Origin of the sequence: Pseudomonas sp. 7P_10.2_Bac1 (genome assembly GCF_025465935.1) — a bacterium.
GTDB lineage: Bacteria > Pseudomonadota > Gammaproteobacteria > Pseudomonadales > Pseudomonadaceae > Aquipseudomonas.
On record NZ_JANLNV010000093.1, the window covers coordinates 13,046 to 38,264 of the forward strand.

The 25,219-nt window shown below is 59.2% G+C and carries 19 protein-coding genes; 6 read left to right on the forward strand and 13 right to left on the reverse strand.

What is annotated here, in order from left to right:
* Positions 1–4: 4 nt before the first annotated feature.
* From NTD86_RS23045 to NTD86_RS23070, 6 genes are all read right to left on the reverse strand, one after another.
* On the reverse strand, positions 5–979 hold the full coding sequence (locus tag NTD86_RS23045) for an ABC transporter permease (protein ID WP_262205693.1): 975 nt from the start codon (positions 977–979) through the stop codon (positions 5–7).
* On the reverse strand, positions 976–2,436 hold the full coding sequence (locus NTD86_RS23050) for an FAD-dependent oxidoreductase (RefSeq protein ID WP_262205694.1): 1,461 nt from the start codon (positions 2,434–2,436) through the stop codon (positions 976–978). Before NTD86_RS23050 ends, NTD86_RS23045 begins: the two co-directional genes overlap by 4 nt.
* Positions 2,437–2,562: 126 nt before the next feature.
* Positions 2,563–5,061, reverse strand: a complete 2,499-nt coding sequence (locus NTD86_RS23055; protein ID WP_262205695.1) for a TonB-dependent receptor plug domain-containing protein — start codon at positions 5,059–5,061, stop codon at positions 2,563–2,565.
* Between the two features lie 302 nt (positions 5,062–5,363).
* Complete coding sequence (locus tag NTD86_RS23060; RefSeq protein ID WP_262205696.1) at positions 5,364–6,314, reverse strand: LysR family transcriptional regulator; 951 nt, start codon at positions 6,312–6,314, stop codon at positions 5,364–5,366.
* A 158-nt stretch (positions 6,315–6,472) separates the two neighbouring features.
* Complete coding sequence (locus NTD86_RS23065; protein WP_262205697.1) at positions 6,473–7,048, reverse strand: TetR/AcrR family transcriptional regulator; 576 nt, start codon at positions 7,046–7,048, stop codon at positions 6,473–6,475.
* Positions 7,045–8,181: a zinc-binding dehydrogenase gene (locus NTD86_RS23070; RefSeq protein ID WP_262205698.1), complete on the reverse strand. Its 1,137-nt coding sequence runs from the start codon at positions 8,179–8,181 to the stop codon at positions 7,045–7,047. Before NTD86_RS23070 ends, NTD86_RS23065 begins: the two co-directional genes overlap by 4 nt.
* Before the next feature lie 320 nt (positions 8,182–8,501).
* On the opposite strand from NTD86_RS23070, the gene alr reads away from it, so the two are divergent.
* Positions 8,502–9,734 (forward strand): alanine racemase, encoded by a 1,233-nt coding sequence (gene alr, locus NTD86_RS23075; RefSeq protein ID WP_262205699.1) that lies wholly within the window; start codon positions 8,502–8,504, stop codon positions 9,732–9,734.
* Between the two features lie 95 nt (positions 9,735–9,829).
* Here alr and NTD86_RS23080 read toward each other — a convergent pair whose 3' ends face one another.
* Positions 9,830–10,930, reverse strand: a complete 1,101-nt coding sequence (locus tag NTD86_RS23080; protein ID WP_262205700.1) for a polyamine ABC transporter substrate-binding protein — start codon at positions 10,928–10,930, stop codon at positions 9,830–9,832.
* Positions 10,931–11,335: 405 nt separating this feature from the next.
* Here NTD86_RS23080 and msuE point away from each other — a divergent pair, with 405 nt between their 5' ends.
* From msuE to mgrA, 3 genes are all read left to right on the forward strand, one after another.
* A complete protein-coding gene (gene msuE, locus NTD86_RS23085; protein WP_262205701.1) occupies positions 11,336–11,899 on the forward strand; it encodes an FMN reductase in 564 nt (187 codons plus the stop codon).
* 11 nt (positions 11,900–11,910) lie between these two features.
* Positions 11,911–13,056: an FMNH2-dependent alkanesulfonate monooxygenase gene (gene ssuD, locus NTD86_RS23090; protein WP_262205702.1), complete on the forward strand. Its 1,146-nt coding sequence runs from the start codon at positions 11,911–11,913 to the stop codon at positions 13,054–13,056.
* 212 nt (positions 13,057–13,268) lie between these two features.
* Positions 13,269–14,306 carry an L-glyceraldehyde 3-phosphate reductase gene (gene mgrA / locus NTD86_RS23095; RefSeq protein ID WP_262205703.1) on the forward strand — a complete coding sequence of 346 codons (1,038 nt, stop codon included), beginning with the start codon at positions 13,269–13,271 and terminating at the stop codon, positions 14,304–14,306.
* Positions 14,307–14,379: 73 nt separating this feature from the next.
* Here mgrA and NTD86_RS23100 read toward each other — a convergent pair whose 3' ends face one another.
* Genes NTD86_RS23100 through NTD86_RS23115 form a run of 4 tightly spaced genes read right to left on the reverse strand, consistent with a single transcriptional unit; the run spans position 14,380 to position 18,906 of the window.
* Positions 14,380–15,807, reverse strand: a complete 1,428-nt coding sequence (locus NTD86_RS23100; protein ID WP_262205704.1) for an FAD/NAD(P)-binding protein — start codon at positions 15,805–15,807, stop codon at positions 14,380–14,382.
* Positions 15,808–15,835: 28 nt separating this feature from the next.
* Positions 15,836–17,236: an LLM class flavin-dependent oxidoreductase gene (locus NTD86_RS23105; RefSeq protein WP_262205705.1), complete on the reverse strand. Its 1,401-nt coding sequence runs from the start codon at positions 17,234–17,236 to the stop codon at positions 15,836–15,838.
* 4 nt (positions 17,237–17,240) lie between these two features.
* The gene (locus NTD86_RS23110; RefSeq protein WP_262205706.1) at positions 17,241–17,687 is read right to left on the reverse strand and encodes an acyl-CoA dehydrogenase; all 447 of its coding nucleotides are present in this window, start codon (positions 17,685–17,687) and stop codon (positions 17,241–17,243) included.
* Between the two features lie 16 nt (positions 17,688–17,703).
* The gene (locus NTD86_RS23115) at positions 17,704–18,906 is read right to left on the reverse strand and encodes an SfnB family sulfur acquisition oxidoreductase (RefSeq protein ID WP_262205707.1); all 1,203 of its coding nucleotides are present in this window, start codon (positions 18,904–18,906) and stop codon (positions 17,704–17,706) included.
* 428 nt (positions 18,907–19,334) lie between these two features.
* On the opposite strand from NTD86_RS23115, the gene NTD86_RS23120 reads away from it, so the two are divergent.
* Together NTD86_RS23120 and NTD86_RS23125 are read left to right on the forward strand one after the other, a co-directional pair.
* Positions 19,335–20,558 (forward strand): acyl-CoA dehydrogenase family protein, encoded by a 1,224-nt coding sequence (locus tag NTD86_RS23120; protein ID WP_262205708.1) that lies wholly within the window; start codon positions 19,335–19,337, stop codon positions 20,556–20,558.
* A gap of 193 nt (positions 20,559–20,751) precedes the next feature.
* The gene (locus NTD86_RS23125) at positions 20,752–21,816 is read left to right on the forward strand and encodes an FUSC family protein (RefSeq protein WP_262205709.1); all 1,065 of its coding nucleotides are present in this window, start codon (positions 20,752–20,754) and stop codon (positions 21,814–21,816) included.
* Positions 21,817–21,834: 18 nt separating this feature from the next.
* On the opposite strand, the gene NTD86_RS23130 is transcribed toward NTD86_RS23125, so the two are convergent.
* Positions 21,835–23,202 carry a glutamine synthetase family protein gene (locus NTD86_RS23130; protein ID WP_262205710.1) on the reverse strand — a complete coding sequence of 456 codons (1,368 nt, stop codon included), beginning with the start codon at positions 23,200–23,202 and terminating at the stop codon, positions 21,835–21,837.
* 1 nt (position 23,203) lies between these two features.
* Positions 23,204–24,610, reverse strand: a complete 1,407-nt coding sequence (locus NTD86_RS23135; protein WP_262205711.1) for an aspartate aminotransferase family protein — start codon at positions 24,608–24,610, stop codon at positions 23,204–23,206.
* Between the last annotated feature and the right edge of the window lie 609 nt (positions 24,611–25,219).

The window sequence follows — 25,219 nt, forward strand, 5'->3', positions numbered from 1 at the left end:
GCGGTCATTGCGCACCTTCCAGACGGACACGCGGGTCCAACAAGCGATACAACACGTCCACCAGCAGATTGAGGGTCACAAAGATCACCACCACGACCAGCAGATACGCCACCACCACCGGCCGGTCGAGGCTGTTGATGCTGTCCAGGATCAACTTGCCGGCACCGGGCCAGGCAAAGATGCTTTCAGTCACGACCGCGTAAGCAATGGTGGAGCCCAACTCCAGCCCAAGCACGGTGACGAGAGGAATCAAGGTATTGCGCAGCACGTGCATCACAATCACCCGCTTGGGCGACAGGCCCTTGGCGCGGGCGAATTTGACGAAGTCTTGCGGTAGGATTTCGCGCACCCCGGCGCGGGTCAGGCGCAGCACCAGCGAGACTTTGAACAGTGCCAGGTTCAGTGCGGGCAGCAGCAAATGCTGCCAGCCATCAAGGGTCAGCCATGACCACTGAATGCCAAACAACTCGCGTGTCTCGCCCCGGCCACTGGCGGGCAGCCAGCCCAGATGCACCGAGAACAGCAGAATCAGCATCAAGGCGACCCAGAAGGCCGGTAATGAAAACCCGATAATGCTGCCCGCCATCATCATCCGCGCCGCTTTGCTGTCCGGGTACAACCCGGCAAACAGCCCCAGCGGAACGCCGATGACGATGGCCATCAACAAGGCGCTGAACGCCAGTTCAAAGGTGGCGGGCAGGCGCTGAAAGATCAGTTGCAGGGCGTCTTCGTGATAGACATAACTCTTGCCCAGATGGCCGTGCAAAATCCCGCTGAGAAAATTCAGGTATTGCTGCCACAACGGCTGATCCAGCCCCAGCCGTGCAATCGCTTGCAAGCGCTCGGCCTGATTGAGGTCTTCACCGATCAAAATATCCACTGGGTTGCCGATGGCATTGAGCCCGACGAACACAATCAGGGTCATCAGCAACATCACCAGCAAGGCTTGCCCCAGCCGTCGCAACAGCCAGGCGGTCATGGGCGCAACTCCTCCGCACGCAGGCGTCCCGGCTGCCATTCATCACCCTTCAACTCGGGTTCGGCGTAGGCTTGCATCGCCTCGAAATGCAGCTCGATATCGTCATTGAATAATTGCCCGGCCAGCCCTTGGGCCATGCGTTTGGCGCCTTCGCTGATGGCCGGAATGTCACCGGAAACCCCGCCGTATGTGAGCGCTGCCGGGTAACTGAAGCAATGCACGCGGTCCAGCCCCGGGCAGGTGCCAGGAACACGCTCCAGAAATTCGAATAAAGGCCCCAGGTCGGGCAACTGCGACAGTTCTTGATCTTCTTGCCCGGCCGCAGGCTGGTAGCGATCGCTCCACAGCTTGATGTGGGGTGCAAACGGCGAAAACTCCGGGCGCAGCTCCCAGTTGCTGCGAAAGCCGGTGGCGAACACCAGAAAGTCGTAGTTCAGGCGCGCTGTCGGGGTCTGTAGCAACAGGCTGCCATCGGCCTGCACCGCCACCGATTCAACTGGGCTGCCAAGCAGAAACCGCGCATTGGCATGCCGTGATACGCGCAAGGTGCTGCCCTGTGGCGGCGGCACCTGTTGCAGATTGAGGTAGTGACGGATGTTCCATTTCCAGTTATCGGGCAAGCGCCAGTAGCCGTGGGTCATGCCAGGGCTGCCCGCCCCTTTGCCTTTGTTGATGCGCGGCAAGTCCTTGCGTCGGATCAGCACATCCACCGACTGCGCGCCCGCCTCCAGTGCAGTACCCGCTGCATCCATGGCCGAGGCGCCGCCGCCGATCACCGCCACGCGCTTACCGACAAACCAGTGGTCTTGCAAACCATCGGCCGAGTGCGCCCAGTATTCACGGGGCAGCGCGTCAGCCACCGGCGGCACCCAAGGCCCGCCCAGACCGTCGCGCCCGGTGGCCAGCACTACATGCCGGGCCGACACGCTCAGGGTTTGCCCGTCGGCATCGATGCTCAACTCGACGCGGCAGTCCGCCATGGGTTGAACCCGCGTCACGCGGTGACGGTTGCGCACATCCAGACGCAGCACCTGCCGATACCAACGCAAGTACTGGGCCCATTGCAGGCGCGGAATCTTGTCCAGTTGCTCCCAGGCGGCCAGGCCGAACTGAGCTTCAAACCAGGCCCGAAAGGTCAAGGCTGGCAAGCCCAGCGCCGGGCCGCTCAATTGCTTGGGCGAGCGCAGGGTCTGCATCCGTGCCGTGGTCGCCCACGGCCCTTCAAAGCCTTCCTCGGACTGATCAAACACCACCGCCTTGACCCCCAGATGGCGCAACTCGGTTGCCAACGCCAACCCGGCCATCCCCCCACCGATCACGGCCACTTCAAGCAACAACTGGCCTTGCTGGTGACGCGGCTTGACCCATGGCTGAGCCGGTAAATCGAGCCACTGCAAATCCTCGCGCAGGCGCGCTTCGAGGGCTGGCAGGCCAATGGGTGCGTTGGTGTGGGGCATTGTTGGTATCTCTAGTAAGGTCATGAACGCTTCGCAGGCGCTGCCACAGGCTGAGGTCTTCTGATCGTTGAAAGATTGCAGCCTGTGGCAGTTCCTATGAAGAGCGGGCCAGGCTTTGGCCCCGGTTTAAAAATCGATGTTCAGACGGCCGTAGTAAAACGCCCCGTAAGAGCCAAACGGTGAGATCGATGAGTAGTAGGAACCACCGGAGACGTCATTGATCGTGTGCTTGTCCGGGTAGACGTTGAACACGTTATCAGCCCCCACAGACACAGTGATGTTGTCAGTCAGGGCGTAGTTCACGTCGACATCGGTGATCCATTTGGCACTGAAGGTTTCATCAATGCCGGTGGCACCGCTGCCCAGCCGCTTGACCTTGCCGTAGCGGGTGCTGCGCAGGCCAATGTCCCAGTCGCTGACTTGCCAGTTGACGCCCACGATGTATTTGCTCTTGGGCACCAGGTCGGTCACGCCGCCCATTTCCGTACGCTCAAAACGCGACAGGCCGAGGCTTTGCAACTGCTCAGGGTTGGCCTTGAGATCGGTGATGGTGGCTTTGTTCCAGTTCGCCCCAAGGTTCCAGCGCAAGCGGCCGTAGCGGTCCAGGTGCTGGGTGTAGTCGGCCACCAGGTCCAGGCCCTTGGTGCGGGTATCAAAGGCATTGGCGTAGTACTGCACCTGCTGCACATGGGAGAAACCGTTGGCCGCGAGGATTTTATCGACCGCTGGCCCCGACAACGGGCTGATCAGTGCGATACGGTCCTGCAGGTCAATCAGGTAAGCATCCAGCGCGATGTTGAGGTTCTGCACCGGGCTCCAGGTCAGGCCCGCAGAAATGCTTTCGGACTTCACCGGGTCCAGGTCTTCAGCGCCCAGCGCCCGGCCAATCGCCGAGTTGGGCTGCACGCGCTTGATCATGATGTCCTGGGTTTCGTTGCCCACGGTACGACGACCCAGCCCGGTCTTGGCATAGCCTTGCTGCACCATCGATGGCGCGACAAAACCGGTGCTGATGGCGCCGCGTGCGGCCAACTCAGGTGTGAAGGCATAACGGGTCGACAGCTTGCCGGTCCAGGTATTACCCGAGCTGTCGGTGTAATGTTCAAAACGCCCGGCGGCACCCACGAACCATTTGTCCGTCACATCCAGGCCCAGGTCGACGTAGGCTGCCGAGTTGCTGCGACGCAGATTGACCTCATCCTCGGGCAGCAACAGGTAGTTGCCCAGCGCACCGATAGCTGACAACTGCCCCGCGCGCGGGTGGCCCTGCGGGTACCGATAACCGCCGTTGGCATAGGAGGCTTCATCCCCGGACTCGGTGCGGTACTGCTCGAAACGGTATTCGAGGCCGGTGGCAAAGTTCAGCGGATTGCTCATGCCGATGTCCAGCTTACGGTTGAGATCCAGGTTGGTAGTCCATTGGGTGAAGGTATTGGTCTGCAAGTCAAAGTGGCGCGGGCTGTCCGGCCCCAGCGACGGGTTTAGGTTGTTTTTGGTGCTTTGCTTCTGACGGTTGGCTCCGTAAGAGGTGCTCAGGTCCCAACCCCAGCCTGCCAGGTCATCACCACGGGCCCCGAAGACACTCTGGTAGTCGAAACTGTCAAACGTGAAATCAGGGGCCACGCCGTCCGGGTACAGTTCGTTGATGATGGTGTTGCCGTTTGGGCGGCGGTAAGCGATGGACACCAGCGCATCCTGCTGACCGACGGTGCTGAAGGAGTACAGAGAGATCGAATCGTTGAGCGGCAACTCCGCGTTATACGACACGTTGAGCTGCTCGATCTCCGGCAGGGCACCCCCATAGGTGCGCTTGTCGATGGTGTTCTCACGCGGGTCAGGCTGGCCGTTCACCGGGTAGTAGAAACTGCCGGTAGCCACCCCGGAACGCTTGGTGCTGTCCTGCTTCTTGGCATCCAGCGCAAAGTTGAAAAAGCCGTCATTGGGCAGCGGCAGACCGATATCGAAGGTCTGCTGGTAGGTCTCGCCATTGGAGCCCACGCCACTGTGATAACGCGAACGGCGCCCGGCCATGGTGCTGGCGCTACCGCCACTGCTGTTGGACTTGAGGATGATATTGATCACCCCGGCGATGGCATCCGAACCGTATTGGGCCGCAGCGCCGTCGCGCAGCACTTCGACACGATCAATGGCACTGATGGGAATCAGGTCCAGATCGGCCGGGTTCCAGCCCTCTGACAGCACCGAGTTTTCTGATGCCACCGAGCCGCCATGACGGCGCTTGCCGTTGACCAGCACCAGCACATAGCCGCCGCCCAGACCACGCAAACCGGCCGAGCGTGCCACGTTGCTGTAAGCGCCGCCAGTGACCTTGGCCACGTTGAACGATGGCAGGGTTTGCGCCAGTGCATCACGCAGACTGGCGCTGGCCCCCTGCTTGAGCAGTTCCTGGCCGCTGATCACATCAATCGGCACGGCACTTTCAGCCACCGTGCGCTCGGTACCCCGGTTACCGACCGAGACCACGGTCTGCATGACCGGTTCGGTTTTCCCGTGAGCCTTGTCGTCATCTTCTTGCGCCACTGCAGGCGCGCTGACCAGGCATAGCCCAGTCAGCGCGAGGGCCGCCGATGAAAAAAGTGAAGCCGATGAAACGCCGGATTGCATATGCAAACTCCCCGATAAATCGCCAAAAAAGTTCAAACACGTCGTGCGGCGATTTGCCGAGGTCGGCTGGATGCCCGCGAAGCATGAAGGTCTGTGTTGGCAGCCTTCAATTCATTTTCATGATTCATTAGCGCATTGAATGCGGTAAATGAATACTAAGGAGCAGCGGTTATTCCATCAACTACCAAAAAAGGATATGGATATGTCTGTTTGGCATAAAAAAGTAGGAGCGAGCTTGCCTTGCGATCTTTTAGAAGGTCAAAAGATCGCGAGGCAAGCTCGCTCCTACACGGGAAAGGGGGTTAACCGGCGTAGATGCTTTGCATCAACGCATAATGGCTGCTGGCCGGGTGCACGATCATGCCTGGCAGCAAAGCCTGTGACGACGTTTTGAGGGTATCAACCAATGCCTTGGCCACGTCCGATAGCGGGGTTGCGTACGCTGAGATCAAGCCAAAAAAGAACGGGACATTGCTTTCAATCGGACGCACCACAACCCCCTCCAGCGGCACACCAAAGGCCGTGAACGGGTCAGCCAGCGCTACACCCAGCCCCACTCGGGCCATTTGCATCGCGGTCAGTGACGTGTTGGTGTCCAGGATGTGTTGCGGCTCAACCCCGGCGGCTTCGAACGCACGGTTGATCCGGCGCCGGAACCTGAACGGGTTGGAAATACTGATCAACGTCTGTTGCGCCAAGGTGTGCATGCTCAACACAGGCTCTGCGGCCAACGGCGAGTCCGCCGCCAGCACCGCCACACAGGCGGCTTCGCCAATCCAGTGCAATTCAAGCCCGCGATGTTCCAGCGGCAGGCTGACCACACCCAGGTCGACGGTTTTGGCCAGGACCGCCTGCACCGCCTCTTGAGCGCTGAGGCTCTGGAGTTGCAACTGCTGGGGCTGTAACTGAGATGGCAAAAGCGCAAGGGCCGGAGGCAATAAACCCGACGCCAGGGCCGGAGTGGCCACCAGGCGCAAGCTGCGGTTTTCATCGCGGGCAATGTTCAAGGCGCGCTGTTGCACGTGACGCACGCCCTGCAGGGCATTCTCCACCTCGGCCGAAAGCATGAACGCTTTCTGCGTCGGGGTGACCTTGGGTCCGCTGCGTTCAAACAAGGCAAAGCCCAGTTCCTGCTCCAACTCCTGTATCAGCCGTGTCACGGTAGGCTGCGAGCGCCCGAGCATCTGCCCTGCCCCCGTGACACTGCCCGCCGACATGACTGCAGCAAACGCTTCCAACTGGCGTAGATCCACCGGGATCTCCTTTGATATGACCTGAGGCGATGCAGTGTACACAGCACCAGCGGTTCAGGGCACGGGGACCGGTAGCACTCGACGGGCCAAATCCAAAAATCAAGTTGATAAAAACGGTGTATTCGCCGAGCGATTAAAGCAACGGCGATTTACCGACGTTACGGTTTGAGGCCACGCAGCACGATGTCGGCATAACTGCAAATAAAAGCCTCATCAATGACGCTACCTGAAACGAGCAGGCGGTAGTAAATAGGCGCCCAAAGCGTATCCAGGGCGATATTGAGGTCGATGTCCTTGCGCAACTCGCCGGTTGCCATTCCACGCTCAAGAACCTCGCGAGCTTGCAAACGACGCGGCTCAATAAACCCGGCGACAAATGCATCTCGCACTGAGGAGTCAGACTGGGCGACACCGATCATTTCACGGACAAGGTAGCCAGTCGGCCCGTTGTACAGCATCGCAAGCAACTGCATCTGGCGCAGGATAGTGTCAAGGGTCGATCCCGTTTCGGGAAAAGCTATGAGTGGTTCGACTGTTTCCAGAAACGCTTCAACTGCAAGCACACCTTTTGCCGGCCACCAACGATAGATCGTGGTTTTGCCCACCCCCGCACGCGCGGCTACCCCCTCTATGGAGAGGCTGCTGAATCCGTTTTCCTGCATGAGCGCGAACGTCGCCTCGAGGATGGCTTGACGCGACGCTTCATTACGTTTGCGGCCAGGTACAGGGCTCATACCCATCCCGCCTGTGGCAGTACAAGAAACTTGGTCCCCGTCGCGCGGCGTGTATAGGCAGCAATGGCATCGAGCGACAGCATCTGCTCAAGACCAATTTCAGCAGAAAAATGGCTGGCGAATAAGGTCGTCAGGCCATCCGTCGCGCGGGCGCGCAACCGGGCTGCGTCGCCAGCATCGATACGCTCGTAGAACCAGGTCATCAGCCAGCCGCCCACTCCCCACGCCATGCCAAACTGGCCATCGAGCACGCGCGGACTTGGATCAAGCACCCCGTATATATAGACCTGTTTGTGGATGGGGGAACCATAACGGCTATAGCGAGTGAGACGACTGCTTGCGGCCGCTTCCATTGCACTCAGGAGTGTTCCCGCCGTTGTACCGCCACCAATCGCGTCAAAAGCCAGTGTGGCGCCAGTAGCCTCCAGAGCCTTTTGCAATGCACTCCGGAAATCATCCGCATTGCTGTTCAGCACGAACTGTGCACCCTGGTCGCGCAAGAGCCGCACCTGCTCCTCACTACGAACAATATTGACCAGCGGCACGCCATCGGCGAGGCACAGTCGGTTCAGCATTTGCCCCAGATTCGACGCGGCAGCAGTGTGGACGAGCGCCGTATGACCCTCGCGGCGCAGGGTTTCGACCATACCCAGAGCAGTCAGTGGATTGATAAAAGCCGCCGCCCCTTCGCGCGCCGACACTCCCTCAGGCAATACCAGACAATCAGCCGCTTTAACGGTCTGATAGCGAGAGAACGTCCCGGTCGTGCCACGCAGCGCGACCCGCTTGCCTACCCACGACAACGTGTCGCTGCCTGCCGCGATAACCGTCCCCGCACCTTCATTGCCTACCGGCAGCGATTGGCCCAATCGCCCCGCAATCGCCGCCAGTCGCTCGCTGGGGACCCGCCCCTCAATCACCGGCTGCTGCGCGGTGCCGCTTTGCTTCAACGTTGCGGCGTCGACAGGCCCGAAAAGCAACAATTGGTCCGACGGGTTAAGCGGCGCAGCCTCCATTCGCACAAGGACTTCGTCCCGGCCAGGTGCTTGAATGGCGACGTCTTGCAGCCAGATACGAAGGTGACCGTCATGGTCGATACGGGTCCTGACCTCAACATTTCTCAAATCGAGCATTGAATGTTCCTGCCATGAGGGATTCGCATTGAACATCATTGACACGAATCCAATTGAATTTCGATACGCTCCGTATCGTATCTATAGTGCGATGACCTCACAACTACCTTTGCATCAAGGACAGAACAGGGCTGACGGCTATCACTGCACAATACCAATACGGCGCCAGAGATCGCACTGTGACACCCCTCCCCCTTGGCACTGCACCTTGCCTGGCTAAATCTGACCCAGTGACGCGGCTTGCAATGACACGGGAACAGCCCCTAGTATCCGCCGCGCTTCATCCCCCTAAGACCTAACAATAAAGTATGGAAACTCGGATGCTACCGTTCGCTCGTACCCTGCTCGCCCTTTCTTTGAGCATGACACTGCTGCAAACCCCAACCTTCGCAGCCCCTCCCCTGACGATGACCAATGGCGTCGCCCAGGTGAACACCCAAGACAGCAATGCCTGGGTTGAAATCAACAAAACCGCGTTTGAACACAATATCCAGGTACTGAAAAACACACTCGGCGGCAAATCCAAAATCTGTGCGGTGCTCAAGGCCGATGCCTACGGCCACGGCATCGGTTTGTTGATGCCTTCAATCATCGCTACCGGCGTGCCTTGCGTGGGCGTTGCCAGTAACGAAGAAGCCCGCGTGGTCCGTGAAAGTGGCTACAAAGGCCAGTTGATCCGCGTGCGGACCGCCGCACTGAGTGAGCTGGAAGCAGCGCTGCCGTACAACATGGAAGAGTTGGTCGGTAATCTCGATTTCGCGGTCAAGGCCAGCCTGATTGCCGAAAAACACGGGCGTCCGCTGGTGGTGCACCTGGGCTTGAATTCCAGTGGCATGAGCCGTAACGGCGTAGAAATGACGACCGCGCAAGGTCGCCGAGACGCCGTCGCGATCACCAAGGTTCCCAACTTGGAAGTGCGAGCAATCATGACCCACTTCGCGGTTGAAGACGCCGACGACGTGCGCGCCGGCCTCAAGGCCTTCAATCAACAGGCTGAGTGGCTGATGAACGTGGCTCAGCTGGACCGCAGCAAAATCACCCTGCATGCTGCCAACTCGTTCGCCACGCTGGAAGTGCCCGAGTCGCACCTGGACATGGTCCGCCCAGGCGGCGCGCTGTTCGGTGACACCGTGCCCTCGCACACCGACTACAAGCGCGTAATGCAATTCAAATCACACGTGGCCTCGGTCAACAGCTACCCCAAAGGCAACACCGTGGGCTATGACCGCACCTACACCCTGGATCGGGATTCGAAACTGGCCAACATCACGGTCGGTTACTCGGATGGGTATCGTCGCGCCTTTACCAATAAAGGCATCGTGCTGATCAACGGCCACCGCGTACCGGTAGTGGGCAAGGTTTCGATGAACACCCTGATGGTGGACGTGACCGATGCGCCCGACGTTAAGAGCGGCGATGAAGTGGTGCTGTTCGGTAAACAGGGCAACGCGATCATCAGCCAGGATGAAGTCGAAGACATCAACGGCGCATTGTTGGCCGACCTGTACACCGTGTGGGGCAACTCCAACCCGAAAGTGCTGATCGAAGAGTAAAGCCCGCCCTATCCAGGGCATTACACCTTGTAAGCACGCTTGTCTCGCGATCTTTTGAAAGATCAAAATATCGCGAGGCAAGACGTTGTAACCGGTTATTTATCCGATTTGATGCTGGTCCAGGTGCGGGTCCGTACACGCTCCAGCTTTTGTGGCAGTGGTTGCACCACATACAGTGATTTCAACGCTTCAGGCGTCGGGGTCAAGTTGGGGTTACCGGTGATCTCTTTATTGATCAGCGGCAGCGAATCCTTGTTGGCATTCGGATAACCCAAAAAGTCGCTGATCGAAGCAATTACTTTGGGCTCCAGCAAGGTGTTGAGGAACTCATATGCTTCTTCGACATTCTTTGCACTCTTAGGGATCGCGAAGGTATCAAACCAGATCGGGGCACCCTCTTTAGGCAAGCGCCAGTCCACGACTACACCGTTCTTCGCTTCTTTGGCGCGGTTGCCGAACTGGTAAAAACTGCCCGAGTAACCAATGGCCACGCAGATGTCACCGTTGGCAATGTCGGTCATGTACTTGGCCGAGTTGAAGTAGGTGACGTAAGGGCGAATCTTGAGCATCAGCTCTTTGGCTTTTTCATAGTCGGCCGGGTTCTGGCTGTTCGGGTCCAGGCCCAGGTAGTGCAAGGCCAGCGGCAGGATCTCTGAAGGCGAATCGAGCATGGCGACGCCACAGGATTTCAGCTTGGCCATGTTTTCGGGCTTGAACACCAGGTCCCAACTGTCTACCGGCGCATCATCCCCCAATGCTGCCTTGACCTTGTCCGGGTTAAAACCGATCAGCACGGTGCCAACCATATAAGGCACGGCGTACTGGTTACCGGGGTCATTGGTCTCCAGCAGTTTGAGCAATTGAGGATCTTGGTGGTGCCAGTTAGGCAGTTTGGATTTATCGAGTTTTTGAAACACACCGGCCTTGATCTGGGTGTCCAGGAACTGGTTGGACGGCACCACCAGGTCGTAGCCCGAGTTGCCGGTCAGCAGTTTGGCTTCCAGAGATTCGTTGGTCTCGAAAGTGTCCCAGGTCACCTTGATACCCGTGTCTTTGGCGAAGTCCTTTGGCACGGACGGCAAGATGTAATCCGCCCAGTTGTACACGCGCAATTGGCGCTGATCGGCTTGTACCGCGCAGGCCAGCAGCGACAAACCACATACCGTGGCGCCCAGTAAGCGTTTGACCGTGTTCATGACTGCATTCCCCATTTTTGGCGTGAGATCAATAGTTGTTATGTTTTGTACACGGCAGTAGCCCGTAAAAAGGGCGAGGGTCAGGAAGATAACTCTTATAGGTGGCTTTGATTCTTGCCGACCGATGCCGTGGTTCACAGGAGTAGGCAGGCCAAAAAGGGATCGTTCTGGCCATTGTTTATGTCCGAATCTATGTCCGCCTCCGCCCTTCTCGCGCCCCAACTGTTCATCCAGCAACTGTTGCAAAGCCAACAGCAAATCTGCACTTAACCACTCAGCCAACACCACCTACCTTGCCCGTTACGTACCAAACCCCTGATTTACGGGGGCTTGGCTTTTGGTACGGAGATTGCTGACAGACAGCAACTGTCCACAGTCTGCTGAACACTAGCCAAGGATTCGAACATGTCTAACGCGCTGCAAGTCGTCGTCGTTTCGGGTGGGGCGTACAGCCCTTCGCGCACTCTGGTTTTGGCCAAGGCCATTCTTGATGAACTGCAAACCCGGCTCACTATCGAAAGCCGCTTGATTGAGCTGGGCACCATTGCACGGCAACTGGGCGGCGCCTTGTCACGCCAGGAACTGAGCCCGCAAGTTGATGCCGAGATTCAGGCGATTGAAAACGCCGACCTGCTGATTATTGCCACCCCGGTGTATCGCGGCTCCTATCCGGGCCTGCTCAAGCACCTGTTCGATCTGGTGGATATCAACGGCCTGATCGACACCCCGGTTTTGCTCGCGGCCACCGGCGGCAGCGACCGGCATGCGCTAGTGCTCGAACACCAGTTGCGCCCGCTGTTCGGCTTTTTCCAGGCGTTGACGCTGCCGATCGGCGTGTATGCCACCGAATCCGATTTCGCCAATTACCAAATAACCAGTGAGCCTTTGAAGGCTCGCATCCGTCTTGCTGCAGAACGTGCCGCGCCGCTGTTCAGCGCGTCTGCCAACAACTTGCTGAAAATCGCTTAAGGACTTTTTCAATGGATGTGTTTTGGTTCCTCCCCACCCACGGCGACGGCCACTTTCTAGGCACCACCAAGGGCGCCCGTCCGGTCACGCTCAACTACCTCAAGCAAGTTGCCCAGGCGGCTGATGACTTGGGCTACTACGGCGTTCTGATTCCGACCGGCCGCTCCTGCGAGGACTCGTGGGTTATTGCCTCGGCGCTGGTGCCGTTGACCGAGCGCCTGCGTTATCTGGTCGCAATACGGCCGGGGATCATTTCACCGACCGTGTCGGCGCGCATGGCTGCGACGCTGGACCGACTGTCTGGCGGTCGCCTGCTGATCAACGTGGTGACGGGGGGCGACCCGGATGAAAACCGTGGCGACGGCAGTTTCCTCAGCCACAGCGAACGCTATGAGGTGTCAGATGAGTTCCTGATAATCTGGCGCCGGGTGCTGCAAGGCGAGTCCGTTGACTTTGAAGGCAAGCACCTGCACGTGCAAAACGCCAAGGCACTCTACCCGCCCGTGCAAAAACCTTATCCGCCGCTGTATTTCGGCGGCTCTTCCGAAGCGGCTCACGACCTGGCTGCCGAGCAAGTCGACGTGTACCTGACCTGGGGCGAACCGCCCGCGGCCGTGGCCGAGAAAATCGCCGATGTGCGTGAGCGTGCTGCCCGCTTGGGCCGCACCGTACGCTTCGGCATTCGTCTGCACGTGATCGTGCGCGAGACCGAGCAAGAAGCCTGGAAAGCCGCCGACACCCTGATCGAGCACATCAGCGACGAAACCATTGCTGCGGCGCAAAAATCGTTCTCCCGCTTTGACTCCGAAGGCCAGCGCCGCATGGCCGCGCTGCACGACGGGCGCCGCGACAATCTGGAGATCTCGCCCAACCTGTGGGCCGGTGTCGGCCTGGTTCGCGGCGGTGCCGGTACCGCGCTGGTGGGCAACCCGCAACAAGTGGCAGAACGCATCAAGGAATACGCCGACCTGGGCATCGAAAGCTTTATTTTCTCGGGCTACCCGCACCTGGAAGAAGCCTACCGCTTCGCCGAACTGGTCTTCCCGCTGCTGCCCGAACCGTATGCCAGCCTGGCGGGTCGCGGCATTACCAACCTGACCGGCCCCTTTGGCGAAATGATCGCCAATGACGTTTTGCCGGGGCAAGCCAAAGCCTGATCACGCCTGCATGTAGCCGGAAATATCCGGCTATTTCACGTCCTTGGGCTCTGTACGAAATGTATCTGCGCTAGGATAAGCGGCGTTGAAAACGTCGGGATGAGGCCAATACAGCCTCATCACCACCTACGATACTGCGTCAATACTTGGGCTTGAAGCGTCTGGCCAACCGGAACGCATAGTCTTCAACACACTTGAACTGAGACTATTCGATGACATACATCGCTGCCGAAAACCGCTATGAATCCATTCCTTATCGCCGCGTAGGTCGCAGTGGCCTGGTGCTGCCCGCCCTGTCGCTGGGGCTGTGGCACAACTTCGGCGACAGCACGCCCATCGACACCCAGCGCGCCTTGCTGCGCACGGCCTTCGATCTGGGCATCAACCACTTTGACCTGGCCAACAACTACGGCCCACCGTATGGCAGTGCCGAGATCAATTTTGGCCGCTTGCTGCGCGAAGATTTCAAACACTACCGCGATGAACTGATCATCTCCAGCAAAGCCGGCTGGGACATGTGGCCCGGCCCTTACGGCCAGGGTGGCGGTTCGCGCAAGTACATCCTCGCCAGCCTTGATCAGAGCCTGCAGCGCCTGGGCCTGGACTACGTCGACATTTTCTACTCGCACCGCTTTGATCCGGACACCCCGCTGGAAGAAACCGCCAGCGCCCTGGCGACCGCCGTACAGCAAGGCAAGGCCCTGTACATTGGTATCTCGTCGTACTCCGGGGTCAAAACCCGTGAAATTGCAGCGCTGCTCAAAGAGTGGAAAGTACCGCTGCTGATCCACCAACCGGCATACAACCTGCTCAATCGCTGGGTGGAAAAAGACCTGCTGGACACTACCGAAGAGCTGGGCACCGGCGTGATTGCCTTTACCCCGCTGGCGCAGGGTCTACTGACTGACAAATACCTCAATGGCATCCCGGCGGATGCGCGGGTCAATCGCCCAGGTGGCGGCTCGTTGCAAAGCAAACACTTGTCTGAAAGCAACATTGCCCACGTGCGTGCGCTCAACGAGATCGCCAAGCGCCGTGGTCAAAGTCTGGCCCAGCTGGCTCTGGCCTGGACTCTGCGCGACCCGCGCGTGACCTCGGCACTGATCGGCGCAAGCCGACCTGAGCAGATCATCGAGAACGTGGCAGCGTTGCAGAACCTGGCATTCAGCAAAGAAGAACTGGCCGAGATCGACCGTTTTGCGCAGGAAGGCGGCATCAACCTTTGGGAAAAACCGTCAACGGCTGAATAAACCACTCTGTTGGAGCCAGTTGCCTCGCGATCTTTTAAAAAGATCGCGAGGCAAGCTCGCTCCTACACGGGTATTACAACGCCAACCGCGCAGCCAATGCCTTGGCCTGCAAGGCCACATCCGTCACCGCGGTGCTTTCCCACCACTCACCACGCAATGGCGGGCCCATGGCGAACAGACGCTTGGAAGGCTGGGACTGCGCATTGAGCACTGCCCCGGACGGATCTGCCGCAATGCCCAAGGCCAAATTACCCGCGCGAATCAACCCCCGCTCAAGCAACTGCCGGGGCAAGGCTTTATCCACCCGGCGCCAGTCGTATTCGATGCCCGTAGAGTTGATCAGCCCATCGCCTTCAACCACCCTCACCTGCGCCTGCCCACGATAACGCAAGCGAATGCGCGGACGCCCGTCAGCGCTCGACTCTACGCCCTGCAGTGACGCAGCACTGATAGTCAACCGCCCTTCACCCAGCAATTTCTCGAGCAAAGCATTGCCCTGAGGCGGTGAACGGTGGTGATGGCTTTCCCACCACGGCCGCACATGGCGCACAAACTGTCGCCGCTGAACATCGCTGGCCTGGCTCCACAACCGCCCGATATGCGCACGCACGGTGTCCAGCGGGGCCTGCCAATCAATGCCTGCTGCCTCGGCCAGCTCGCACTGGCGACGCAACGCCCGGAGCAACTGCAGGGGGCTGCGAATCTCCAGGTCCTGGGCCAAAAAATCTTCCCAGGCCGGTGGCTGACGCCGCACTTGAGGCAACAGGCCGTGCCGCGAAAAAACCTCGATTGACCCGCGATGACCGGCCCGATTCAACGACTCCAGCGCATCCACCATGGTCAGCCCGGAGCCGATGATCAGCACCCGCGCATCCACGGGCAACCCCCGCAACGCCTCGACATCCCATGGGTCCAGGGCCGCCGCGTTAAGCCCACTGGACTGGCGCTGCGCCGTGCGCGCCGCCGGGAACATGCCGGTGGCCAATACGGCCACAGCCGCCTGCAACTGACGCCCACCCTTGAGGGTCACCAGCACCCGGCTTTCGTCGGTTTGCAGGTCGACGACCTCGTCGCGCACATGGGTCAGGCTCGACCCTTGCGGCGCGCCAATTGCCAGGGCTTCTGCCAGACGCTGCTGGGCGTATACGCCAAACAACCCGCGTGGTGGAAACAGATGCTCGACCGGCACCTGCTGCACAGCTGATTCCGGCCAGCCGCCTTCGGCAATATGGGCTTGCAGCCAGCGCGTCAGATCGTCGGGTTCGTCCGGATCAATGCTCATGCGCGCCGCATTGCCGTTCAGGGTGTGCCCCAGTTCGGTGGCACTGTAAGCTTCGCCCCGGCCCAGTTCAGCACGCGGCTCGACCACTACGATGTGCCGGGCACCCGGCAAACGCAGCAGTTGCATAGCCAGCAAGGTGCCGCTCAGGCCGCCACCAACAATCAACACATCGGCCTCGCGGATGGCAGACGTTGCCTGTCCGCCTTGTGGCTCACTCATGAATATTCTCTCTTGTGTATACAGCCCATCAGGCGCGTTCTTTATCACGCGCCCGGTTCAGTTCGCCGAGGTTACGGTACGCAGCACCGGGGTGCCAATCAGCCAGTTTCGGGCCTTCGCCGAACAGTTTCTCGCGCAATGTACCTGACGCATATTCCTTTTTGTACACGCCGCGCTTTTGCAGCTCAGGCACCAGCAATTCCACTGCGTCGATAAAGGTTTCATGGGTCACGGCGTAAGCCAGGTTAAAGCCGTCAACATCAGTTTCGGCGACCCATTCTTCGAGCAGGTCAGCCACTGTTTCCGGGCCACCGACAAACAACGGGCCAAAACCACCAATGCCCACCCAGTCGGCCAGCGCATTCGGCGTCCAGATCGTGTCCGGATCGGCCGTCGAGAAGGTTTCCACTGCTGACTGGATGGCGTTGGTGTGAACGTGTTTAAGCGGCTCGTCCGGCTTGAATTGACTGAAGTCGATACCGGTCCAGCCCGAAATCAGGGCCATTGCACCTTCATAGCTGACGTAGCTTTTGTACTCTTCGAACTTGGCTTTGGCCTTGGCGTCGGTTTCGCCGACGATCACCGTTTGCAGGTTGAAAATCAGGATTTTCGACGGATCACGGCCCGCCTCGGCAGCCCGGCGGCGAATATCGGCCACGGTCTTTTTCAACAAAACCTTGGACGGCGACGCCACGAACACGCACTCGGCATGCTCGGCGGCAAACTGCTTGCCACGGCTGGATGCTCCAGCCTGGTAGAGCACCGGCGTACGCTGTGGCGATGGCTCACAAAGGTGAATGCCCGGCACCTGGAAGTGCTTGCCCACGTGCTGGATTTCATGAATCTTGCTTGGGTCACTGAACACCCGCCGTTCACGGTCACGCAGGATCGCGCCTTCTTCCCAACTGCCTTCCCAAAGCTTGTAGCAAACCTCCAGGTATTCTTCGGCGAAGTCGTAGCGCGAATCGTGGGCCGTCTGGGTTTTTTGCCCCAGATTCTTGGCGCCGCTTTCCAGGTACGACGTCACGATATTCCAGCCGGCCCGGCCCTTGGTCAGGTGATCGAGCGTGGACAGGCGACGGGCAAACGGATACGGATGCTCGAACGACAAAGATGCCGTCAGGCCAAAACCCAAGTGTTCGGTGACCATTGCCATGGGCGGAATCAGTTGCAGCGGGTCATTGACGGGTACTTGTGCCGCCTGACGAATCGCAGCCTCACCGTTGCCGCGGTACACGTCGTAGATCCCCAGCACGTCGGCGATGAACAGCCCGTCAAACTTGCCGCGCTCAAGAATTTTGGCCAGATCAGTCCAGTACTCGAGGTCTTTGTATTGCCATGAGCGATCACGCGGGTGCGCCCAAAGGCCGGGGGACTGGTGACCGACACAGTTCATGTCGAAAGCGTTGAGACGGATTTCGCGAGTCATCTGTTTACTCCTGAAGCTGAGGCGGTACGACGCCGTTCAAGCGGTAGTTACCAATGATCTGGGCCTGCCAGCGCAAGGGTTCGCGGCCTTCCTGGGAAGACGACGGTGCACGGCGCCCAGTGAGTTCTTGCTGCACATTGCCAACAGCCTGCAACGCATCGGCGCTGGCAAGCACCGCTTCAGCCGTTGCGACCAATACCTCGGCGGCGCTGCCGACAAAGTGCTCGGCACGCTGATAAAGGGCTTGCGCCACATCCAGGCGAATGTTCAGGTCGCCAAACTTGCTGATGATGTAGGGGTCATCCACGGCCTTGCTCAGGCCGCTCGGCGCCCACGGCTGAGCCTGTTCGCGAACGAAAGCCAGTGTCTGCTCCAGGCCTTGGCGCGCCAGACGCAAGTCCTCGGCCGCTGCTGCAAGCTGGTTGGGCAAAGCGATTGCTGGGCTGTTCATAGTCGTGACTCCTCTGTCAGTTCCAGGCATGGCGTGGAGGTTGGATGCCGTTGAGCAGGCGGTTGCCTATCAGGTGATACTTCCAGCGCGCCGGGTCATGCAGGGTGTGGGTGCGGGCATTGCGCCAGAAACGGTCGAGGTTGTGCTTGCCGAGCACCGAGCGCGTTCCGGCCAATTCGAACAGCTTGCTGCTGGCGAGCAAGGCGATTTCCGCCGACAGCACTTTGGCCTGGGCCACGATCACCGAGGCTTCGGCCACGCTCTCTTCACTGGGCTCAACCAGAGCGTGATCAATCGCGCGACCGGCCTTGGCCAGAATCGCGTCGGTGCCGTGCAGGCGCCATTGCAAATCGCCTATTGCGGCAATCGTGTAAGGGTCTTGCCAACCGTGATCCTGCTGGCTGTCGACCCACGGGCGGGACAGGCGCGCATGAATCAGCGCCTGCTCAAAGGCCCCATGGGCGATCCCGGTATCCACCGCCGCTTGAATGATTTGCGAGATCGGGCCGTCTGCCGTGGGTTCTTCAAAGGCCTTGTAAGCCGGAATCACAGCGCTTAACGGTACGCGCACGCCCTTGAGCACAGCACCGCCACTGGCAGTCGTGCGCTGCCCGAAGCCGTCCCAACTGTCGATGATGGTCAGCCCTGGGTTGTCCCGCTCGACAAAGGCGATGAAGGGGCGATTCTGTTCATCCACCCCCACCGCCGGGACGATATGGGCAAACAGTGCGCCGGTGCAGTAGAACTTCTCACCGTCGAGCACCGCGTGCTCGTCTTCAAAGCGAATGGTGGTTTGAAAGGCCCCGACGTTCTTGCTCTTGGATTCTGAAAACGCGTTGCCGAAACGCCAGCCATCCAGAGCCTTACCGTAGTAGTAACGCTTTTGTTCTTCACTGCCGGTGTGCAACAGAATATCCAGCACGCCCAAGTGGTTTTGCGGGATTTGCCCCAAGGACGAGTCGGCAGCCGAGATGATTTTGATCACCTCGGCGACCGTTACATAAGACACACCCGCGCCCCCGTAGGCCTTGGGCACGGTAATACCCCACAGGCCGCTGGCCGCGAACAGGTCCAGTTCGGCTACCGGTAAACGACGCTCCCGGTCACGCACCGAGGCTTCTTCGGCAAAACGCACGGCCAAGGCTGTGGCGATTTCGATTGCCTCGGCATCCGAGGTGATCACATGGGCCTTGGCAGGGGGTGATACAGAAATGCTCATGGGCAGACTCCAATGCAATGGAAAACATTGAAGACGCCATTGCACAGGTCGTGCCGCTTTTAAAAACTGTTTAAATTCAATGATTTAACAAATATTCGACTCAACCAAAAGCAACACATGGCGTGCAATCTGTCGACTTGCTGTTGGCTAAGCAACAGTTGCCGCAGCAACAGCTGAATAAACATCGGCTGTGTGGGGGCGAGTTTGCCTTGCGATCTTTGATAGGACCAAACATCGCGAGGCAAGCTCGCCCCTGAAGGGCTTCCAACACTGTTGGATTGGCGTACAGCTTGTTAATCCAGTGTTGCAAACCCAACAGTTCGAGTCGCAACAAACCGCACACGACCCGCAATCTCGGGCTGCGACCGAACGGCACAGACTGTGCAACGGACATGCCAGTGACCTTTCATTTATGCAGGAGCATTGTCATGAGCCAAAACCCTCTGTCTGTCGGCACCGACTATGAAACGCTGGCCAATCGTTTCCGTCCTTTGTTCACACAGATCGCAGCCGGCACCGTAGAGCGCGAACAGGCACGGGATCTGCCTTTCGAGCCGATCCGCTGGTTGAAGGAGGCCGGATTTGGCGCGGTGCGGGTGCCCGTCGAATACGGCGGTGCGGGGGCTTCCATCAGCCAATTGTTCCAGTTGCTGATCGAGCTGGCTGAAGCCGACTCGAATATCGTGCAATCGCTGCGCGCCCACTTTGCCTTCGTCGAGGACCGTCTCAATGCCCCACCAAGCCCGGCGCGAGACGCCTGGTTTGCGCGCTTTGTAGCCGGGGATCTGGTGGGCAACGGCTGGACAGAGATCGGCGCGGTCAAACTCGGCGAGGTCATCACCAAAGTACGGCCCGAAGGCGCCAACTTTGTGCTTAACGGTGCCAAGTATTACAGCACCGGCAGCATCTTCGCCGACTGGGTGGATGTCTACGCGCAACGTTCAGACAATGGCGCCGACGTCATCGCTATCGTCGACGCGCGTCACTCCGGGGTCACCCACAGCGATGACTGGGACGGTTTTGGCCAGCGCACCACGGGTAGCGGTACGTCGCTGTATGTCGATGTGCCGCTGACGGCCGATCAAGTGATTCCCTTCGAAACCCGTTTCAAATACCAGACCGCGTTTTATCAATTGGTGCTGCTGGCCGTGCTGGCCGGGATTGGCCGTGCCGTGGAGCGAGACGTGACCCATGAGGTGCGTAATCGCAAACGCGTATTCAGCCAAGGCGCTGCCGAAACCACCCACGGCGACCCGCAAATTCTGCAAGTAGTGGGGCAAATCTCGGCACAGGTCTACGCCGCCGAGGCCGCGACCCTGCGTTCAGCTGAACCTTTGCAGCGCGCTTACCTCGCTCGTTTCAAAGACGATGAGCAAGCCGAACTGCAGGCCAATATCCAGGCAGAAATCGAAACGGCCAAGGCTCAGGTTGTGGTTTCAGAGTTGGTACTGCGTGCAACCACAGACCTGTTCAATGCCCTCGGTGCCTCCGGCGTGAGCATCAACAAATCGCTGGACCGTCACTGGCGCAACGCCCGCACCGCAGCCTCGCACAATCCGTGGATCTTCAAGGCGCGGATCGTCGGCGACTGGGTTGTCAACGCCACAGAACCCCAATACGTGTGGCAAATCGGCAATAGCGTGAAAGCCTGATTCGCGGCCCGAAGCTGCAATGAGGTCCGCAAGACCACCGCACATTGCAGCCTCGGGCCTGGGCAGCGATTCGTGATAGCGACTCTGTCAGCCTGCATTCACCCTCCCGCGAATGCCTAAAAGCTAAACCTTGCGCCAAGCAAACAGTCTATGGTGAGTGGTATCACTGACAACTGAATGAGCGGGAGTATCAATGCTTGCCAAGGTGTTCCTCAATCGCTACACCCTCCCCTTGATTGCACGGATCAAATTTCGCTGGACCACCGCCTGGCGCGATGCGCTGGCCTCGGCAATCGCCGCTGCATTGGCCTGGATCCTCGCCAAACATTTTTTCGGCCACATCCACCCGGTCTTTGCCGCCATCAGTGCCGTCGTGTGCCTGGCGCCCGGCCTGCCCAGTCATGGCAAGCAAGCGATCGGCCTGATGGTGGGCGTCGCCACCGGAATCATCATCGGCGAAGCTGCACTGTGGTTGCCCGATGGCTACCCGTTAGTGCGCATCGGCTTTGCGACCTTTTCGGCCATTGCAATTGCAGCACTCTACGGCCTGGCCCCCGTAGTTCCGATCCAGGCAGGTGTATCAGCCGTGTTGATGCTGGCGGTCGGCCCGGAGAGTGCCGGCGTGGTGCGTATGCTGGACGTGTTGGTAGGTGCCGGGGTGGGATTGATGTTCAGCCAGATCCTGCTCACTCCCAACCCTATCGGCATCATCGATGACTCGGCCAAGGGCTTGCTGGAAAAGCTCGCCAAAGGCTTCAATAAAAGCCTGCAGGCCCTTGAAGAGCACGATGCCAAATATGCACAAAACGCCGTGCTGATCTTTTCTGGCGCCCATGACAGCCTCATCACACTGGAGAACGGCATCAGCAGTGCACGCAACACCGCGCGCTGGACGCTGCGGGGCCGGTTTGTCTCTCGGGAAGTCAAAGACATTGCCAGCCGTTACGAGCGACATGCCGTGCGCTTGTATGCCAGCGCCCTGCTGTTCTCTGAAGCCTTCGCTGATGCCATGCGTAAAGAGCAAGGCGCACCGCCCGCCTCGATGCATGAGCGCTTGGCCAGCATCGCCTCAGGCTGCGCGGCGATTGCCGGCAATGATGAAACATTCGATCTGGCTCCCGCCTGCGATACCCCACAGGACGAAGCCGTATCGGCTCCGTGGCAAATCTGCCTGCAACATTTGAGCACCGTCGAAAGTGCCCTTTTAAGCTTTGGCGCCAGTGCAAAAAGCGACGCAAAAAAGGGCACTGAAAAATGATTCGTGCTCTTCAGGTCCTCAGGCGTGGGTCAAGTACCAGCGCCAGTCCTGCTCTCCCACTTCGGCGGTAAACAAACGGAACTCATGCCACTTGATCGCCAGAAACACCTTGATGAATTCATCACCCAAGGCTTCCCGCGCCCAGCTGGAGCGCTCCAGCGCCAGCAGCGCGGTGAGCCAGTCGGTGGGCAAAAAGTCGGTCGCCTGCTCATAGCCATTACCGACAATCGGCGCCCCCGGATCGATCTGCTGGCGGATGCCAAGATGGATCCCCGCCAGCAATGCAGCCGCAGCCAGATACGGGTTGGCGTCAGCGCCGCAAATGCGGTGCTCAATGTGCCGGCTTTGCGCCGGGCCGCCCGGTACGCGCAATGACACCGTGCGGTTATTCACCCCCCAGCTTTTGGCCAGCGGCGCATAACTGCTGGCCTGGAAACGCCGGTACGAATTGGCATGGGGGCAAAAGATCGCCAGCGAATCGAGCAACGTGTGCATCATCCCGCCGATGGAGTGGCGCAGCAGCGGCGTGCCCTGCGGGTCATCGCTGGCGTACAGGTTATTACCCTCCTCATCGGCCAGGCTCACATGCAAGTGCAAACCGCTGCCCGCCTGATCACTGAACGGCTTGGCCATAAAGCAGGCCTGCAACCCGTGCTTGTTGGCCACGCCTTTGACCAGACGCTTGTACCGCACGCCCTCGTCGATGGCCTGCAGTGCATCGAAACGATGCTCCAGGGTCAGTTCCAGTTGACCGGGCGCGTATTCGGAAATCGCCGTGCGCACCGGCAGGCCTTGCGCTTCACAGGCCGCGTAGAGATCGTCGAGAAATGGCTGCAACTGCTCCAGCTCATAAATGCCGTACACCTGTGGCGCCTGCGCACGCACGCCATTAGTTTGCAGCGCTGGCTGTGGACGACCATTGGCATCGCGCTCCCGGTCGAGCAAGTAAAACTCCAGCTCCACAGCCATCACCGGGTGAAAACCTTCAGCCTTGAGCCGGTCGATGGTGTTCGCGAGTACATGCCGTGGATCGGCCGGGGCTGCTGGCAAGCCCTGCGTGGGGTGCATACTGACCTGCAACTGACCGGTCGGCGTCGCGCGCCAGGTTTGCACGGTCAGACTGCCGGGCACCGGGTACGTCCAGCAATCGGCATCGGCCACTTCCCAGACCAGACCGGTGCTCTCAACGTCTTCGCCCTGAATGGTCAACGCCAGAATCGAACTGGGCAGCGGGCGCCCGTTGTCGTAGATGGCCAGCAACTCATCGCGGTGCAACAACTTTCCACGCGGCACGCCGTTGGCGTCGATCAAAAACAATTCGATGCTGCGCACCTGCGGATTGGCAATCAAAAAGGCTTCGGCTTCTTTTCTATCGGCAAACTGCATATCAAACCTCGTGAGTGGCGACGCGGGCACCCGGCAGCGCAAGCAAGGCGCTCAGTGCTTGATCCAGCTCGGTGATCAGCCGTTCTACATCGGCCGCGCTGGTGTGCGGGCAGCATAGAGTCATGTTGTGAAAAGGCGTGATCAGAATCCCGCGGTTGATCAGGTACAGATGCAAAGCCATTTGCAAGCTGTCATGAAACGCCGCCTCAGCCTGCGCACCGGTCTTGGGTGGCGAGGCGCAGAACTGGAACTCACAACGAGCGCCCAGCTCTGTCACCGACCAGTGCAGATCATGCTTTTTGAACACACGGCGCAAACCTTGGGCCAGCTCTGCTGCCAGCGGCAGCATGTGCCGGTAGGCCTGCTCGGTCATCACCTCTTGCAGATTGGCGCGCATGCAATGCATCGCCAGAGCATTGGCTGACAACGTGGTGCCCATACCGCTGTGACCATGCCCGGTGCTTTGCTCGCTGTTCATCTGTTGCACGGCCTGCATGCCCGCTGCCACCTGCTCGGTAAACCCGAACACCGCGCAGGGAACGCCACCGGCAATCGGTTTGCCGACCACGAAAAAGTCCGGCTGCAAGTCCCACAGGCGGGTGCAGCCGCCCATGCCGGTGGAGATGGTGTGAGTTTCATCAATGATCAGAAGGCTGCCATACCGGCGGGTCAATTCGCGGCACTTTTGCATAAAACCCTCAGAGGGCAGGACCATGCCGATATTGGTCATCGCCGGCTCACATAACAATGCGCACACATCGCCCTGGGCCAGTGCCGCTTCAAGGGCATCGACGTCATTGAATGGAATCGAACGGCTGTATTGGGTCAAATCGTAGGCCTGACCGACCAACCCAGAGCGATGCACCGTGGCACCATCGCGGTTGCGCACCATTACATCGTCGACCGTGCCGTGATAACAACCATCGAACACCAGCAAGGTCTTGCGTTGAGTGATCGCCCTCGCCCAGCGCACCACATAACGATTGGCATCAGTGGCCGTTGCGGTCACCTGCCAATACGGCAAGCCAAAGCGCTCGGCGAGCAACTCGCCGCAGACCACCGCGTCTTCGCCGGGGAGCATCGTGGTCAGGCCTTTGTGGGCTTGCTCAACCATGGCGCGGGCAATCGGGTCGGGTGAATGGCCGAACATGCTGCCGGTGTCGCCCAGGCAGAAATCGACGTATTCGTGCCCATCCACGTCAGTGAAACGCGCGCCTTTGGCCTGCTGAACAAACAGTGGCGTGGGCATCGACCAATCACTCATCCAGTGCATGGGCACGCCGTTATACAGATTGGCCCGAGCGCGCTCGGCCAGGGCAATCGACTTGGGGTTGTTCTGGATAAAACGCTCACGTTCGGCTGCCGCAAATGCTTCAACAGCTGACTCGCTGATACCACTGATCGACATGATTAAGTCCTTTTTTAACTTGTATTGTTATGGGGTCCGGATGTGCCGCGAGGTCCTGGATTCTCGCAGTGAACAGGCTGCGCCCACATACAGTTGTGGTGCGGCTGGAAGCCAGGTTGCCCATAACTTATAAATAAGACGATTATTATCAGCAACACTGACAACGCCGTGGTTTTTAACAGTGAGGCATTCTTGCCTTGCTGTAGGAGCGAAAACCCGTAGATCGCCGTTGCGCATTCAATGGATATGTACGCAGGCGGCAATGAAAGAATGATTGAGTACATATCCATTCGAGGCGTAACGGCCACTTAGGGTTACGCCCTTACGGCGTGCCACTTTGAAAAGCGCAAAGTGGCCAAACGCTTTCGCCCCTCCCCCTCGGTGCCTCGCTTTGGCTCGGCATACCCTCGCCACAGGCCTCGCTCCGTGGGCCCGCCGCGATCGGCCATCCATGGCCGTGTCGCGGCTAACCCGGCGTCCTGCCGGGTTACCCACTACGCAAAACCTGCGCTCGGCCAGCAGGGTTTAATGGGCCTCTAACATCAAGATCACAAGCCAGATCAAGAGCCACACGGCCTGCTGCCGCAGGCTGCAATCTTTTGATTTGGT